The following is a 16,559-nucleotide window of genomic DNA, read 5'->3' as shown; positions in this document are numbered from 1 at the left end:
GGGTGCGGAAACGTACTATTATCCTTCCGCAAAGCAGAGCGGCACCGTAGAGGTGCCGCTCGTTCAGTTCGTATTACACTACTTTCACGCCGCCAAGCCAGTGGGCTTTGACGCGCCCTTTGAGCATGCGGCCGAGGAAGGGCGTGTTCTTGCCCTTGGACTGCATTGCCTCGGGCGTGAGCACCCAGCGTTCTTCCGGATCGAAGAGGAAGAAGTCTGCAGGGGCCCCCTTTTCGAAGTTGTTGGCGGGCAGGTTGAAGATGCGCGCGGGCTCGTGGCACCAGCGCTTGATGAAGTCGGCTTCGGAGATGAGGCCGTCCGTCACCAGTGTCCATGTGAGCGCCACGGCGGAGTCCATGCCGGAGATGCCGTTGGGGGCTTCGTCCAGCGTGCACTCCTTTTCGTGCTCGGCGTGCGGGGCGTGGTCGGTGACCAGAATGTCGATGGTGCCGTCCTTCAGAGCTTCGCGCATGGCTTCCACATCCGCAGGGGTGCGCAGGGGCGGGTTCACCTTGGCCATGGGCGAATAGTTTTCCAGCTCGCGGTCGTCAATGAGCAGGTAGTGCGGGCAGGTTTCCGCAGTCACGCGCACGCCGCGCTGCTTGGCCCAGCGGATGAGCTCCACGGACTGCTTGCAGCTGATGTGCGCCAGATGCACGGGAATATCGAGGTATTCGGAAAGCAGAATGTCGCGGGCCGCCTGCATGGATTCCGCCACCACGCTCTGTCCCTTCACGCCGATGCGGCCGCTGGTGGCCCCTTCGTTCATGTGCGTTTCCTTGGCGAGGGTGGGGTCTTCGCAGTGGTCGATGACGATGAGCCCGTAGGTGTGGGCGTATTCCATGCAGCGACGGAACATCTCTGCACCGCCCACGGGCCTGCCGTCGTTGGAGATGGCGGCGCAGCCTGCGGCGGCGAGTTCCGCCATGGGGGCAAGCTCCTTGCCTTCCAGCCCAACGGTGGCGGCCCCCACAGGGTAGAGGCGCGGGCCGTGTGGCCACGTGGCCTTGGCCTTGGCGAGCATGGTCTTGGTCACGGCGGCGGTATCGTTCACGGGCTTGGTGTTGGCCATGGCCATGACCGCGCCGAATCCGCCGTGCGCGGCGCAGCGCAGGCCGGAGTTGATGTCTTCCTTGTATTCGAAGCCGGGCTCGCGCAGGTGCACGTGGCAGTCGATGAAGCTGGGGAAGACCTTGAGGCCTGCGGCGTCGAAGACTTCAGCACCTTCAGTGGCGTCTGCCTTGGGGCCGACGGAATCGATCTTGCCGTCGCGCACGACGATGTCCACGGTTTCGCCGAGGTATTCTGCGTTCTGTATGATCAGGATGCTGCTCATTTGGAGCCTCCGTCTTTGCGGGTTGCGTGGAGATAGAGAATGGCCATGCGCACGGCCACGCCGGAGGCCACCTGCGTGAGCACAAGGCTTTCCGCGCAGTCGGCGATGTCGGAGGCGATTTCAAGCCCGCGGTTCATGGGGCCGGGGTGCATCACCAGTGCGCCGGGGGCGGCCATGGCGAGATGGCGGGCCGTAAGGCAGTAGGTGGTGGCGTATTCGGAAAGATCGGGCAGCAGGCCTGCCTGCTGGCGCTCCAGCTGCAGGCGCAGGCACATGACGGCGTCCACGCCCTGCACGGCTTCATTCAGGTTGGTATAGACGGTCACGGGCCAGTCGTTCAGGCCTGCGGGCTGCAGGGTGCGGGGCGCGCACACGCGCACTTTCGCGCCCAGCTTGTTCAGCAGGATGACGTTGGAGCGGGCCACGCGGCTGTGCAGGATGTCGCCCAGAATGAGCAGGGTCTTGCCGCTGAAGTCGCGCCCCCAGTGCTGGCGCAGGGAAAAGGCGTCCAGAAGGGCCTGCGTGGGGTGGGCATGCCAGCCGTCACCGGCGTTGACGATGGCGCAATCCAGCCGTTCGGCCAGATACTGCGCGGCACCGCTGGACCAGTGGCGGATGACGATGACATCCGGATTCATGGCCTGCAGGGTGAGGGCGGTGTCCTTGAGGCTTTCGCCCTTGGTGAGGCTGGAGCCGCTCTTGGTCAGCGCGAAGGTGTCTGCGGAAAGGCGCTTGCCCGCCACGTCGAACGAGGTCTTGGTGCGCGTGCTGGCCTCGGCAAAGAAGAGGATTACGCTCTTGCCTTTGAGGGTCGGCACCTTCTTCACGGGCCGCTGGTTGATTTCGTGGAACTGTTCGGCGGTGTCGAGAAGATGGTTGGCCTCTTCCACCGTCAGTTGGGACACGTCCAAGAGGTCCTTGTGGGGCCATGTGAAGCGTTGGTTTTCTTGCATGTTGCGCACTCTACATCGTGGGTCAAAACGGTTTACAAAAGTAAATCCTCCGGCAGCACAGCATACCGGAAATGCTTGCCGGGTTCCAGCGTTCCCAGCGTTTTTGTCAGCCCGAGTGCATGAGCACCGTTAACGGTGAGCATGCGCAGCAGGGCCTGCGTGGAAACGTCGTGGTCATCCCGCAGCTTGCGGGCCTCGTTCCAGAGATTGAGGTCATGGTTGGAGGCGAGGCTGTCCGTGCCGAGGCACAGGTTCAGGCCCGCTTCCAGAAATTTGTGTACGGGGGCCGTACCCACGCCGATGTACTCGTTGGAGCGCGGGCACAGGCACACGTTGGTGCCGCTTTCGTGCAGCAGGGCAATGTCCGCGTCGTTGCAATGCACGCAGTGCACGGCAAGGGTGGAATCATCCAGCAGGCCCAGCTCGGCGGCGTAGGCCACGGGGCGCATGCCGGGGGCGGTGTAGTCCTTGGGCAGCACCCGCTGGTTCAGCATTTCGCGCAGACGGCCGGTGCCGCGCAGCAGCATTTCTTCTTCATCCGCCTGTTCTGCCAGATGGACAGAAAAATGCCGCTCACGGGAGCGGCACCAATGCTTTGCAAATACCAATGCGGAGGGATGGGTGGAATACAGCGCATGCCCCGCGAGAACGGTGTTTCGCTTTCGTACGTCGTCGGGCAGGCCGGAAGCGGCACCGGAAAGGAAGAATTCCCACAGGTCTGCGGCGGTGAAGCCTTCGGGGAAGGCATAGCCGAACACTTCCAGCTGCAGGTCGATGCCCACCTCGTGGTGCATGGCCGCTTCATAGGCAGGCAGGGGGGCGCGACCGTTCACGTCGGCCACATGCACGGTGTCCGTTGCGGCCATTTCGGAGAGGGCGGCGTCCAGAGCTGTTTCGGTAACAGCCTCACCCAGACGGGGGAGCAGAGAACCTATCCATGCGGGGAACCCCTGTCTCTGAACGGCAATGCCGCCGAGGTGCGAGAGTTCCAAATGGCAGTGGCAGTTGATGAGCCCCGGCAGGATGGTGAGGTTGCCGAGATCCTGCGGCGTGAAATCGTAGGTCGCGGCAAAGTCCGCGTAGGGCAGCACGTCGATAATGATGCCGTTTTCGGCGACGATGACGCCGTCATGAATGCAGGGAATTGGGGAACGGGAGCCGTGTGCCGCGCCGGAAACGGGCAGCGTCTCCTCGCCGTGGCGGGAGGCGGGCCGCTGGTCGGCCATGGTCAGGACGCGCAATGCGCGGACGGCTGTGAGCATTATCGGGTGCTGTTTGGATGCTGGATCATCGGGCACACGCCCACACAGTTACGTCACACAAACAGACCGCTTTGTAAAGGACTGATTGCATGCTCAGCATTAATCCCGCAGTGGAGGGAGGGCATTCATGCCCCGAATGTTTCAGGCGCGACTAAGCGGGATTCCAAAGGGGCGGTTGCCCCTTTGGTCATAGCGAATCGCTCTTGGAAAATTCATGCACTAATTACTGCTGGCCGCGCAGGCTGGCTATGGCAAGGATGATGCCGAGGGCCACACTGAGCAGGGCCGCGAAGAGGATGCGGAAGTCGGGGGGCAGCAGGAAGGTGATGGTGTGCGCGGGAATCCAGAACAAGGGGATGGTCTTGCGGAACACGAAGCCCCAGATGATCTTCCAGTTCATGTCGGCAAGGATGCCGGCGATGTCCATGCGCGAGAAGAGGCCGCCGATGGTGCCGCCCTTGCGGATGATGTGTTCGTCCGTGACGCGGTGAGCCACCATCATGACGGGCGCGAAGATGCAGTTCATCGTGGTGCTCACGCAGAAGGCGGCGAGCATGCGATCCGTGAACAGGGCGGAGCGCAGGCTGACGCCTTCGCTGAGCCCGAATGCAGCCACCAGATTGGGTGCGCCCGTGGCGAAGATGACAAAGGCGGCCTTGATGATGAGGCCGAATATGCCCCAGACGAGCATGCGCGGGGCGAGTCCGAAGCCGGGGCGCAGATAGATGCCCTTGGTGATGCGCAGGGCGATGCATTCGCCGAGCGTGGCAAGGATGGCGAATTTGATGAAGCTGGCAAGAAAACCGTGTGCGGCATTGATGGAGACGTAGGCTTCCATGGCTGCCGGAACAAAGGCGAACAGGCTGATTGTGGCGAGAGATATGGCGATGAGCAGGATGTCGCTGGTTTTCATGTCTGGTTCCAGTGGCTTGCGGTTTTTCGGAAAAAAGAAACCCCTTCAGGGCGTGGGCCCTGAAGGGGTGATTTGTGTCACAGGGAAACCTGTTTGTAAATCCTGCAGTTAGCGCTTGCCGTGAGCGGGACGTCCGCCCTTGCGTGCGCCGAAGGGACGTGCGGAGCGTCCGTTGCGGTCTTCGCGGTTGCCGTCGCGACGGTCGTCGCCGAAGCCGGAGCCGGAACGGGTGCGCTTGTCGCCGAACTTATTGTCAGCGTCACGGCCGAAGCGGTTGTCCGACTTGCGGGCGGAACGGTCATCAGTCTTGTTGCCGAAACGGTTGTCGGACTGGCGGCCGGAACGGTCGTCATTCTTGCGGGCGAAGCGGTCATCGCCAAAACGGGCGGAACGGTCGTCGCCGAAGCGGTCGGAACGGCCCTGGGGCTTGCGGTCGAAGCCGCCCTTGCGTTCGGACTGGCCGAAGTCGCGGTCGCTGCGTTCAAAGCGGTTGCCGCCACGGCGGTCATCGCGATTCTGCCAGCCGCTGCGTTCTTCGCTACGGCCGGTGCGTTCGGTGTTGCCGAAACGGCCTGCGCGTTCTGCCTGCTCGCCACGTGCCTTGAAGGCGGGGCGTGCATCGCGGTCATTGCGCTCGTTGCGCTCGAAACGGCCTTCGCGGTTAAAGCGGTCGCTGCGATCTTCGGAACGGAAACGGTCGTCGCGCTCAAAGCGGGGCTTGCCTGCGGGGCGGCGGTCGTCGTTATCGAAGCGGCGGGAAGCGCCTTCGGGCTTGCCGAAGCTCTTCTTTTCAAAACCGTCGTTGCCGAAGCTGCGCTTAGCGAAGCCGTCCTTGCCGAAGCTGTCCCTGCCGAAGCTGTCCCTGCGGTCGCCCTCAGCCTTTCTGCCGCCGAAGCCTTCCTTGCGGAAGGGCTTGTCGTCAGACTTGCCGAAGCGGTCAGCTCTGTCGGACTTGCCGGCAAAGGGAGACTTCGCTGCACGGCCGAAACGGGGAGCGTCGCCGCTCAGCTGGTCGGCATAAGGGGAGCGCATGCCGCCGCGCTGGCGGTCCATGCTGCGGCCGAAATCGCGGTCGCCGGACTTGGGGGCGCGGTCTGCGCGGAAATCGTTGTCCCAGCGGCAGTCTTCGTGGTCGCTCGGGCGGGCGGAACGGAAGCCCTGACGGCTGCCGCGCGCACCTTCAGAGGATTCCTCGAAGCGCTTGAAGGGCTTGCCGGAGCGGGGAGCACCGCCGGAACGGTTGCCGCCGCGCTTGGGGAAGCGGTCGTTGGGACGGCCGAAATCGCCGTCTTCTTCCTGATCGCACACAAAGCCTTCCAGCTTGGTGCGGGGAATGGCGTTGCCGAGGGTACGCTCAATGGAGCGCATCAGAGAATTGTCTTCACCGGAAATGAGGGTCATGGCCATGCCGGTGCGTTCCGCGCGGCCGGTTCGACCGATGCGGTGGGTGTAGGTCTCGGCGGTGTCCGGCACGTCGTAGTTGATAACGTGGGAAATGCTGGAGCAGTCGATGCCGCGGGCAGCGATGTCCGTGGCGACCATGATCTTGTATTTGCCGGCGCGGAACCCGTCCAGCGCCTCCTGACGGCGGTTCTGGGAAAGGTTGCCCTGCAGGGCGGTTGCTTCCCATCCCTTTTCACCCAGAAAACGGGCCACGTTCTTGGCGCGGTGCTTGGTGCGGGTGAAGATGAGCACGCTCTCGTGGTCGGTCTCCTTGAGCAGCGCCTGCAGCAGACCGGTCTTCTGGCGCGAGGGCACGTTGTAGGCCACATGCTCGATAGACGCCTTGGGTACGGTGTGATCCACCTGTACGGTTACGGGGTCGCGCAGCAGTTCTTCGGCCAGCGAGCGGATCTCGCTAGGCATGGTGGCGGAGAAGAGCAGGTTCTGGCGGTTGGCGGGCAGCAGGCTGAGAATGCGGCGCAGGTCGGGCAGGAAGCCCATGTCGAACATGCGGTCTGCTTCGTCGAGCACGAGAATGTCCACCTGCGAGAGGTCGCATTCGCCGCGCTTGGCAAGGTCGAGCAGGCGACCGGGGCAAGCCACGGCCATGGAAGAGGAACGCATAGCCTTGATCTGGGGTACAATGCCTACACCGCCGAATACGGCGGCGCAACGGTAGCCGGTCTGCTTGCCGAGGGCAATGAAGGTTTCCTGAATCTGCAGGGCAAGCTCGCGGGTGGGGGCGAGCACCAGCACGCGCACGGGACCGCGACGGTTTGCGTCAAAGTTGATCAGGTGCTGCAGAATGGGCAGGGCGAATGCGGCGGTCTTGCCGGTGCCGGTCTGGGCAAGGCCCAGAACGTCCTGACCGCGAAGGATGGCGGGAATGGTCTCCGCCTGAATGGGGGTGGGGGTTTCATACCCGCACGCAGCGATGCCGGAGACTATGCGCCGGTCGAAAGAAAAGGATTCGAAACTCACGTGGATTCCTGAAAATATGTTGGAAGGAGTGGGGCAACCGTGCGTGACTGTCGGTTGCGCGTCCGGCCGCAGGGCGTGCCCGATTCTCTGATGGGGCAGGGGCCACGGGGCGGTCCGGGTGGTGACTTGTTGTGCTCTGGACGGGAGTCTTAATGGTTCGGATGGGTTGCGAAACAGTATCGCCCCGACTCGTTACGTATTGTCCTTTGCGGCAATGCGGCGGGCGATGGAGGGAAATGGCTCAAGTCCGGTCACGCGAGACGGATACCTCTACGCGAATCCCGGACAATGTAAAGTTATTTATTCACTCAATGTAAAATTCTTTTTCGTGGGGAGGGCATTGTTTCGTAACGTGTTCATCAGCCCTGTTTTTTTCAGGTTATCATGTCCCCTTTCGCCTCGGGCCGTGTATGGTGTCCTGTAAGGCCCATTTCCATTCTTCCGCGGAGGAACATGATGAAACTCAATAATTCCGATAATAAAGGTGCCGGCCCGTCTCCTGCCACCAGACCGGCGGAAACACTGAAGCAGGATGTTCTGCGTCATGTGCTCTACAGTCTGGGCCGCGACACGGAGAATCCCGATAAGCAGACCGTGTTCCGTGCCCTTGCCATGTCCCTGCGGGACAGGCTTGTGGAAAAATGGATAGCCAGCCAGCGGGAGATTTATGCCCGCAGCTCCAAGCGTGTGTATTATCTTTCGCTTGAGTTTCTTCCCGGCCCGTTCCTGCGGGAGAATCTCATAGCTCTCGGACTTGAGAACGAAGCGCGGGAAGCGCTGTCGGATATCGGATACAGCCTTGAAGACGTGGCTGAAGAAGAATACGAACCGGGCCTTGGCAACGGCGGCCTCGGCAGGCTGGCTTCCTGCTATCTCGATTCCATGGCGACGCTACGTTTGCCTGCATACGGCTACGGCATCCGCTATGCCTACGGCATTTTCTATCAGCTTATCAAGGACGGCAAGCAGGTGGAGCGGGCGGATAACTGGCTGCGCGGCGGAACGCATTGGGAGTTCGAGCGCTCGCATTACGTGCATCCCGTTCGTTTTTACGGACAGGTGCGCGAATGGGTGGATGAACAGGGCCGACTGCGGCATTCTCTGGAAAATGCCACCACGGTCATGGCCATGGCCTGCGACATGTTCATTCCCGGATGCCGGAATGATTACGTATTGAACATGCGTCTTTGGGCGGCCAGGTCCAGCCGGGAATTCGAGTTCTCCTTCTTCAATACGGGCGATTACATCGGCGCTGTGGAAGAGAAAATTCGCGACGAGAACATTTCCATGGTGCTCTATCCCAACGACGAGGCACCGGAGGGCAAGGAACTTCGGCTCAAACAGCAGTTCTTTCTTGTTTCGGCGACCATTCAGGACATCGTGCGTCGCTTCCGCAAGAAGGGCAGTCCATGGGACCAACTGCCGCGCAAGAATGTCATTCATCTCAATGAAACGCATCCCGCCGTGGCAATCCCCGAACTGATGCGTATTCTGGTGGACGAGGAGCTGCTGACCTGGGAAGAGGCGTGGTACATCTGCGTGCGTACCTTCGCCTATACCAACCATACCGTACTGCCCGAGGCGCTGGAAGTGTGGCCGGAAGAACTCTTCCGCAAGCTCCTGCCGCGTCATCTGCAGATCATTCACGAGATCAACCGGCGCTTCCTGCACGACGTGCGTCGTCAGTTCCCCAACGACCCGAATATTCTCGGCCGCGTTTCCCTTATCTATGAAGGCGAAAGTCGCTGGGTGCGCATGAGCCATCTGGCCATTGTCGGCAGCTTCAGCGTGAACGGCGTTTCAGCCCACCACTCGGAGATTCTCAAGGAAAGCGTGTTCCACGATTTCTACAAGATATTCCCCGAGCGCTTCAATAATAAAACGAATGGCGTCACGCCCCGCCGTTGGCTGCGTCAGTGCAACCCGACGCTCGCGTGGCTCATCACCGAGCATATCGGTCCCGAATGGCTCACGGACCTTGCCCAGCTCAAGAAGCTGGAGCCGTATGCGGGCAGCGAAGGGTTCCACCGCGCGTGGATGGAAGTGCGCCTGCGCAACAAGCACAAGCTTGCCGAGTATATCCGTGAAAAGAACGGTATTACCGTCATGCCGGAGAGCCTCTTCGATGTGCACGTCAAGCGCTTCCATGAATACAAGCGGCAGCTTCTGAACGTGCTGCACGTCATTGCCCTGTATAACCGCATCCGCAGCAATCCGGCGTCCATGTCCGTGCCCCGCACCTTCATCTTCGGTGGCAAGGCTGCGCCCGGCTACTATATGGCCAAGCACATCATCCAGCTTATCAATGCAGTGGCATACACCATAAACACTGACCCCAGAGTGGGCGACCTGCTCAAGGTGGTGTTCCTGCAGAACTACTGCGTTACGCTTGCGGAGCGCATCATCCCCGCAACGGACCTTTCGGAGCAGATATCCACGGCGGGCATGGAAGCTTCCGGCACCGGCAATATGAAGTTCGCCCTGAACGGTGCGATCACCATCGGTACGCATGATGGGGCGAATATTGAGATCATGGAACATGTGGGCAGCGACAACCTGTTCCTGTTCGGGCTGCTTTCTCATGAGGTCAACGAGATGCGGGCGCAGGGATACAACCCCCGCAGTTTCTATGAGCGCGATTCGGAACTGCGCGAAGTGCTGGACATGATCGCGGGCGGCTTCTTCTCGCCAGCGGAACCGCACCTCTTCCGTGATATCGTGGAGAGCTTGTTGAATCACGGCGATCGTTACATGGTGCTCGCGGACTTCAGGTCCTATGCCTACCGGCAGCAGGATGTGGCTAACGCATTCATGGACACCACGGCATGGGCACGCATGTCCATGCTGAATACGTCCAGGATGGGCTTCTTCTCCAGTGACCGCGCCGTGGATGAGTACGCCAAGGATATATGGGGCGTTTCCGGCGTGTAAGCTTCCACCATACATATGTGACACAGGCCGTCCTTGGGGCGGCCTTTTTGCTGTGATAACAGAATATAACTGTCACCCCAGATTGCATCGCTTACTGTCATACAATGCAAAGAATCCTTTGCACCATGTAACGTCAAATATGAGAGAGGAGTTAACATGAAGAAGGTTCTGTTAGCCATGCTGGCGCTGGCAATGCTGCTGGGAATGGTCACCACGGCCATGGCGGAAGGTACTCCTGACGATGCAAAGGCCATGGTTGAAAAGGCCGTTGCGTTATATCAGGCCAATGGCAAGGAAGCGCTGCTGGCTGAAGTGAACAACCCGTCAGGTTCGTTGATAAAGGAAGACATCTATGTGTTCGTCTTCGACATGGAAGGCAACACGCTGGCGCATGGCGCCAATCCAAAGCTTGTGGGCAAGAACATGCTGAAGATGAAGGATGCCGACGGCAAGGAGTTCATGCGCGATTTCTACAAGGTGCCAGATTCGGGCGGTTGGGTTGAATACAAGTGGACCCATCCCACGCAGAAGAAGATTCGCGACAAGGTTTCCTGGATCATGATGAAGGACGGGCTTCTCTTCGGCAGCGGTGCCTACAAATAGTTAGGGACGGGCCGGCGGTCTGTCGCCGGTCCGCTATCCTTTGAGGAGGATGTCATGGCGCAATCCCTTGGCAATGCTCTCACCATCAATCGGAAGCTGACCATAAGCACGCTCAGTGTCTTGCTGCTGCTCCTTGTCATCGGCCTGATCACGTTTGAGCGTTTCACCAGTCTTGGCGAGATGCTGGATACGCTGGATGTCCGTACGGAAGTGCAACGCAAGGTGCTGAGCATCAATTATGATCTCGCAAGCATCCATTCCCAGTCCTACCAGATTATTGCGTGGGCCTCTTCCGGATTCTCCGAAGACCGCATGGAAAGTCAGGTCAAAGATATCGTTGATCGGCTGGAATCAACCCGCAAGGAACTGGCGGCCATGAGCGAGGATGAGACCCTTGCCGACGAGCATGAAGCGCTGGTGGCAATCAGCGAATCCGTTATCTTGTACGCCGATGAACTTGTGCAGGGGCTTGATATGGCGACCATTGACGCCACAACGGCCAGCATGATGATGCAGTCTGCCGACCGTGCCTTTACTACCTTGAAGGAGCAGGTTGCAACGCTGGTGGATCTTGAGGAAAAAAGCACTATGGAAGTGGAAGAGGCGGCTCACGTCGCCATGGATTCCGCCCGTTTCATCATCGGTATCCTGTTCTGTATTGCCATTACGGTTGGGTTGGTGCTGAACCTGCTTATTGCCCGCTCCATCACCTCGCCAGCCCGAAGGATTATTGACTACGCAGGCAAGGTAGCCGGAGGTACATTGGATGCGCGACCCGAAGGAGATTTCAGCGCCGAGATGGCGGACCTGCGAGCTTCCATCGAAGCCATGGTGGGCAATTTGAAAGACAAGATGGCCGAGGCGGATGAGCGCAGTAAGGAGGCAGCTGAACAGGCTCGCAAGGCGCAGCAGGCCATGGATAGCGCTATGGCGGAAAAGGAGCGTGTGCAGGGATTGCTTGTCGTTATGTCCGGAGTGTCGGAGAAGGCCGTGAGCATTTCCTCGGAACTGGCTTCGGCGGCGGAAGAGTTGGCCACACAGGCTTCGGAAATTTCGAACAGTTCGGATATCCAGCGCGGGCGTGTGCAGGAAACTTCCACATCCATGGAAGAGATGAGTGCCACCGTGCTGGAAGTGACCAAGAGTGCGTCGCAGGCCGCAGAAGGTTCAGATGCGGCGCGGGAAAAGGCCATGGAAGGAGCAGGCATCGTCGGGCAGGTTATGGCGGTGACTGCGAGCGTGCAGACGCAGGCTCAGGAAATGTCCGAAGGGCTGGCGGAACTGGGGCACAGGGCAGATGCTATTGGCAGGATCATGGAGGTGATCAACGATATCGCGGATCAGACCAACCTGCTGGCCCTGAATGCGGCCATTGAGGCTGCGCGTGCCGGTGAAGCAGGGCGTGGCTTTGCCGTCGTGGCCGATGAAGTGCGCAAGCTGGCGGAAAAGACCATGAATGCCACCAAGGAAGTGGGCGACGCCATCCGCAGCATTCAGGAGGGCACGCGCGAAAGCATCGCCTCCATGAAGGGCGCTTCGGAAGCTGTGGGCAAGAATGCGGTGCTTGCGCGGCAGGCGGAAGATGCGTTGGCCCATATTGTGGAGCTCATCAACTCCACGGCGGACCAGGTGCGTTCCATTGCCACGGCTGCGGAAGAGCAATCGGCATCGGCGGAGGAGATCAACCGCTCCACGGCTGATGTGTACCGGCTCTCAACAGAAACGTCCGACATGATTTCCCGTTCATCAGAGGCCATCCATGTGGTGGCGGCGCTCGCCGAGCAGCTGCAGGAGATCATTGCCGAGCTTGAACGGTGCAAGGGTGACTCTGGGTAGAGCATAGCCTGATACGATTATCGCATTGTACAATCAAAACGCTGGATGGCCTGTGGCTATCCGGCGTTATTCATGTGGTGCTGGTCAGATCACCAGCATGAGCACCACCGGCATGGTCAGCGCCGAAAGCAGCGTTTGTGCGGTGATGATGGCTGCCATGCGTTCATGGTCGCCGCCCAGAACCCGGGCGAGAATGTATGAAGACACGGAAACCGGAATGGCTGTGAAGATCAGGCAAATGGCCAGCGCTGTGCCGGAAATGCCCAGCAGCAGGCAGAGTATGCCTGTTATGGCAGGCAGGATGAGCAGTTTGCAGGCGGAGCTGACAAGCACGTCCCTGCTGCCCTTGACCAATGCGGCAAAAGAGAGCCCCGCGCCGACGGAGAGCAGGCCCATGGGGAGCGACGCGCTGCCGAGTATGCGCAGTGCTTCACCGATTGAGGATGGCAACTGAAGCTCCAGACCGTTCAGGGCAAAGCCCGCAATGCAGCCGAGAATGAGCGGGTTGGTGGCTAGCTGGCGCAGGGTGAACAAGAGCCCGCCCGCCTGTTTTTCCGGCTTGGCAGAGGTGTGTCCGTTCTGCCCGTTGCGGCCGTGCCGCACCAGCGTGGTCACGCACAGCACGTTGACCAGCGGAATGAGCGTCATCAGCGCCACGGCGGAAAGGGATACGCCCGCATCGCCGAACAGTCCGCTTGCGGCGGAAAGCCCCACATAGGTGTTGGGGCGCATGGCCCCTTGAAAGATGGAGGTGAAGGCCGGTCCGTCCGTCTGTACCCTGCTGCGTAATATAAGCAGGCCGCCCGCCATGATGCAGACCCCGAGCCCCATGGCAAGGGCCATGCTCCACACCGGCTGGTCACCGAGGTGGATGTTCGCCAGTTTGTCCAGCAGCAGGGCAGGGAAGAGGACGTAATATGTGAGCCGTTCTGCCTGCGGCCAGAAACCTTCCGATGGAAAGCTGATCCGCTTGAGGAAGAACCCCGTGACAATTAGCGCGAAAATGGGCGCTATGGCCGCAAGCACGTTCATGCCGACACCTCCGACAGTGACAGGAAACCGCACTGTAGGAGTGTTGCTGTGGGATGTAAAGTGTTGCCGTGCTTTGATTTTGTTGTGCGCCGCGCCAGTTATTTCGGGCAGGAAAACAGAAAAGGTCAGGAATACTCCTGACCTTTTGTTTTCATGGCGCGCCCGGAAGGATTCGAACCCTCGACCGTCTGCTTAGAAGGCAGATGCTCTATCCGACTGAGCTACAGGCGCGTATTGTATGGCGGGGCATGAACCCCTTCTCCCGTACGGGAGGCTAAGTCTTTTATACGAGGTCTGCGGGTGGGGTCAAGCCATAGGTTGCAGAAAAACGAGCTAAATCACATTCGACGGTAGTGCGGACGCATTTCGGCGGCAGTCGCCGCATATCCGGTGCTGTACGGAGCTGGTGAGCGGGGATGGTTGCAAAGCCCTACGGCCCCAATGGCCGCGCTGGCGTAAAAGCTTCTTGACGCCGCCCGCCGCATGCCCTAACGCCAAACCCATGAGCGAAACAGAACGTAATCATTTTCCCACATACGACGCGTTTGAGGCCTATCTTGATAAGCTGGGCCTTTTTCATATGGACCTCAGCCTCGACCGCATCACCAAGGTGCTGGATGAGTTGGAACTGCGCCGTCCGCCCTATGCCGTGGCGCACGTGCTGGGCACCAACGGCAAAGGCAGCACGGCTGCCTTCCTTACTTCGCTGGCGCAGTCCACGGGTCTGAACTCGGGTCTTTACACCTCGCCGCACTTCACCACGCCGCGCGAGCGGGTCCGCATAAACGGGCATATGCTGGATGAAGAGGAATGGTGCGACCTTGCCAATGACATCATGGATGCGGGCGGGGACACGCTAACCTATTTTGAATTTCTTACGGTACTCGCCGTGCTCGCCTTCTACGACTATGAGGTGGATATTGCCGTGATGGAGGCCGGTCTCGGCGGCCTGTACGACGCCACCAACGCGCTGGAGACGGATATCACCGTGTATGCGCCCATCGCGTATGATCACCAGCACGTGTTGGGCAACCGTCTTGAAGACATTGCCCGCGACAAGGCCGGAGCCATCCGCAAGGGGGTGCCTGTGGTCACCAACGTGCAGGAAGACGCCGCACTGGCCGTGCTGAGCGATGTGGCTGCCCAGCAGGGCACGACTCTGCATATGGCGGCGGAACTCATCACCATGCCGGAGAATCCCCGTATCGGACTCATGGGGCCGCATCAGAAGGATAACGCCTGTCTTGCGCTTGGCGCCTTCAAACTGCTGGTGGACAAGTACGGCTGGGCTCCTCCGCCCATCATGGACTGGGACGATGTGAAGGAACTGGGCTTTGCCGACGCATGGATCGCAGGACGCATGCAGGAGGTGGAGGCGCAGGCGGACCATCCCGCGCTTATTCTGGACGGGGCGCATAACGGCCACGCGTTCGCGGCGCTGAAGGAGTCCCTCAAGGTGCTTGATATCCATCCTGCAGCGGTCATCTTCGGCTGCATGAAGGACAAGCCGCTGGACGACATTATCCCGCAGCTGCTGGCCTTGAGTGAAGGGCCGGTTTTCCTGCCGCCCATTGCGGATAATGAACGCGCCATGGAACCGGAAGCGCTTGCGGAAATCATTGGCGAGCGTGCCAGAATCTGCGTTTCTCTGGGCGAGGCATTGCGGCTTTCCAAAAAAGTTGCACAAGATAAGGTGGTTCTGCTCTGTGGTTCCTTGTATTTACTGGGCGAGTTCTTTACACTCCGCCCCAAGTGTCTGGAGCGGGATTAACCGCCAAGGCCTTGCCGTAAACCAACGGACACCAAAGGAGCCTCACCGTGTCTCAGCTGTACCGCGCATTGCCCTCGGTTGACAGGGCGCTGGATGCCCTTGCCAATCTCCCCCTCAATCCCTCGGCAGACAAGGGAGGGGAGTCTCTCGCACTCGTGCCCCGCGCCATTCTGCGTGATCATGTGAACGGGTTTCTGGATGTCTGCCGCGAGGAGATTCGCGGCGGCGTGTATGAAAGCCCCGAACAGCTCTCGCTGGAAGCACTGCTGCCGCGTATGGCAGCCTATGTGCGGGCCAAGTCGCGCCCCCATTTCAGGCGGGTGCTGAACGGCACGGGCGTGGTGGTGCATACCAACCTTGGGCGTTCCCTGCTGGCGGATACGGCGGTGGAGGCGGTGTGCGAAGCTTGCGCCCACTATTCCAACCTTGAATTCGATCTGGAAACCGGTGAACGCGGCAGCCGCTACAGCCACGTTGAGCGCATTCTCTGTCAGGTGACGGGAGCTGAAGCGGGCCTTGTGGTCAACAATAATGCCGCAGCGGTCATGCTGGTGCTCGACACCCTGTGCAAGGGACGCGAGGTCATCGTTTCCCGCGGGCAGCTGGTGGAAATCGGCGGCAGTTTCCGCATTCCCGAGGTCATGGAAAAGAGCGGTGCGCGCCTGCGTGAAGTGGGAGCCACCAACCGTACCCATCTGCGCGATTATGAGAATGCCATTACCGAAGAGACCGCGGCGCTGCTGCGTGTGCATACTTCCAACTACCGCATTGTGGGCTTCCACAAGGAAGTGACGCTGGAGGAGATGGTGGCGCTGGGTAAACAGCGTGGCCTGCCCGTGCTGGAAGATCTCGGCAGCGGCAGTTTCCATGATTTCACCGGCATGGGCATGGGCGATGAGCCCACCGTGCAGCAGGTGGTGGCCGCAGGACCGGACGTGGTGACATTCTCCGGCGACAAGGTGCTGGGCGGTCCGCAGGCAGGCATCATCGTGGGTCGCAAGGCGTGTATTGACCGCATCAAGAAGAACCCCATGAACCGTGCGCTGCGCATTGACAAGATGACGCTGGCTGCGCTGGAGGCCACCCTGCGTCTCTACGCGGACCCGGAAAAGGCCCGCCGCGAGATTCCCACCCTTGCCATGATCACCGCCAAGGCGGACGAACTGAAGGCGCGGGCCCGCAAGCTGGCCGCCAAGGTGCGGCGCGAGCTGGGCGACCTGTGCGCAGTGGCGCTGCAGGAAGGAGCTTCCCGCGTGGGCGGCGGTTCCTTCCCTGAGCGTGATCTGCCCACCACGTTGGTGCGCATTGCGCCTGCAAAGGGAACTGCCACGGGACTGAAGCAGCGTCTGCTCGATACAAACCCGCCCCTTGTGGGCCGTCTGGAAGGCGACGCCTTCTGCCTTGATCCGCGTACCCTCACCGATGCCGAGTTTGCATTGGTCTGCGACGCTCTGCGGCAGGCACTGCCGGACTCTGGCAACTAGCCGGAAATTTCGCC

The 16,559-nt window shown here is 60.4% G+C and carries 11 protein-coding genes and 1 tRNA gene; 5 read left to right on the top strand and 7 right to left on the bottom strand.

From position 1 onward, the window contains the following. Window positions 1-73: 73 nt before the first annotated feature. The 5 genes from N1030_RS09130 to N1030_RS17670 all read right to left on the bottom strand — a co-directional run bounded on the left by N1030_RS09130 (window position 74) and on the right by N1030_RS17670 (window position 6,888). Window positions 74-1,336 (bottom strand): dihydroorotase, encoded by a 1,263-nt coding sequence (locus N1030_RS09130; RefSeq protein ID WP_265828998.1) that lies wholly within the window; start codon window positions 1,334-1,336, stop codon window positions 74-76. After that, window positions 1,333-2,289, bottom strand: coding sequence for an aspartate carbamoyltransferase catalytic subunit (locus N1030_RS09125; RefSeq protein ID WP_265828996.1), 957 nt, complete (start codon window positions 2,287-2,289; stop codon window positions 1,333-1,335). The genes N1030_RS09130 and N1030_RS09125 overlap by 4 nt, the downstream gene beginning before the upstream one ends. 32 nt (window positions 2,290-2,321) lie before the next feature. After that, window positions 2,322-3,551, bottom strand: a complete 1,230-nt coding sequence (locus N1030_RS09120) for an amidohydrolase family protein (protein ID WP_265828995.1) — start codon at window positions 3,549-3,551, stop codon at window positions 2,322-2,324. Window positions 3,552-3,774: 223 nt separating this feature from the next. Next, the gene (locus N1030_RS09115; RefSeq protein WP_265828993.1) at window positions 3,775-4,464 is read right to left on the bottom strand and encodes an Mpv17/PMP22 family protein; all 690 of its coding nucleotides are present in this window, start codon (window positions 4,462-4,464) and stop codon (window positions 3,775-3,777) included. Between the two features lie 108 nt (window positions 4,465-4,572). Continuing rightward, complete coding sequence (locus N1030_RS17670) at window positions 4,573-6,888, bottom strand: DEAD/DEAH box helicase (RefSeq protein WP_338033334.1); 2,316 nt, start codon at window positions 6,886-6,888, stop codon at window positions 4,573-4,575. A gap of 453 nt (window positions 6,889-7,341) precedes the next feature. On the opposite strand from N1030_RS17670, the gene N1030_RS09105 reads away from it, so the two are divergent. The 3 genes from N1030_RS09105 (at window position 7,342) to N1030_RS09095 (ending at window position 12,258) form a co-directional block, all read left to right on the top strand. After that, window positions 7,342-9,819, top strand: coding sequence for a glycogen/starch/alpha-glucan phosphorylase (locus N1030_RS09105; RefSeq protein ID WP_338033333.1), 2,478 nt, complete (start codon window positions 7,342-7,344; stop codon window positions 9,817-9,819). Between the two features lie 156 nt (window positions 9,820-9,975). Further along, entirely contained in the window at window positions 9,976-10,422 is a 447-nt protein-coding gene (locus tag N1030_RS09100; RefSeq protein WP_265828992.1) for a cache domain-containing protein, read from the top strand. 54 nt (window positions 10,423-10,476) lie between these two features. Next, window positions 10,477-12,258, top strand: a complete 1,782-nt coding sequence (locus N1030_RS09095; protein WP_265828991.1) for a methyl-accepting chemotaxis protein — start codon at window positions 10,477-10,479, stop codon at window positions 12,256-12,258. A gap of 84 nt (window positions 12,259-12,342) precedes the next feature. Here the strand turns inward: N1030_RS09095 and N1030_RS09090 are convergent, their stop codons facing one another. After that, a complete protein-coding gene (locus N1030_RS09090) occupies window positions 12,343-13,290 on the bottom strand; it encodes an AEC family transporter (protein WP_265828990.1) in 948 nt (315 codons plus the stop codon). Window positions 13,291-13,444: 154 nt separating this feature from the next. Beyond that, a tRNA-Arg gene (locus tag N1030_RS09085) sits at window positions 13,445-13,521 on the bottom strand. 271 nt (window positions 13,522-13,792) lie between these two features. On the opposite strand from N1030_RS09085, the gene N1030_RS09080 reads away from it, so the two are divergent. Continuing rightward, the gene (locus N1030_RS09080; protein ID WP_265828989.1) at window positions 13,793-15,061 is read left to right on the top strand and encodes a bifunctional folylpolyglutamate synthase/dihydrofolate synthase; all 1,269 of its coding nucleotides are present in this window, start codon (window positions 13,793-13,795) and stop codon (window positions 15,059-15,061) included. A gap of 47 nt (window positions 15,062-15,108) precedes the next feature. Continuing rightward, on the top strand, window positions 15,109-16,545 hold the full coding sequence (gene selA / locus N1030_RS09075) for an L-seryl-tRNA(Sec) selenium transferase (RefSeq protein ID WP_265828987.1): 1,437 nt from the start codon (window positions 15,109-15,111) through the stop codon (window positions 16,543-16,545). Window positions 16,546-16,559 lie beyond the last annotated feature (14 nt).

The sequence above is a fragment of the Desulfovibrio mangrovi genome, from assembly GCF_026230175.1.
Classification (GTDB): Bacteria; Desulfobacterota; Desulfovibrionia; order Desulfovibrionales; family Desulfovibrionaceae; genus Halodesulfovibrio; species Halodesulfovibrio mangrovi.
Note: the sequence above shows the minus strand (reverse complement) of the source record. Positions and strands in the feature narration are given on the sequence as shown.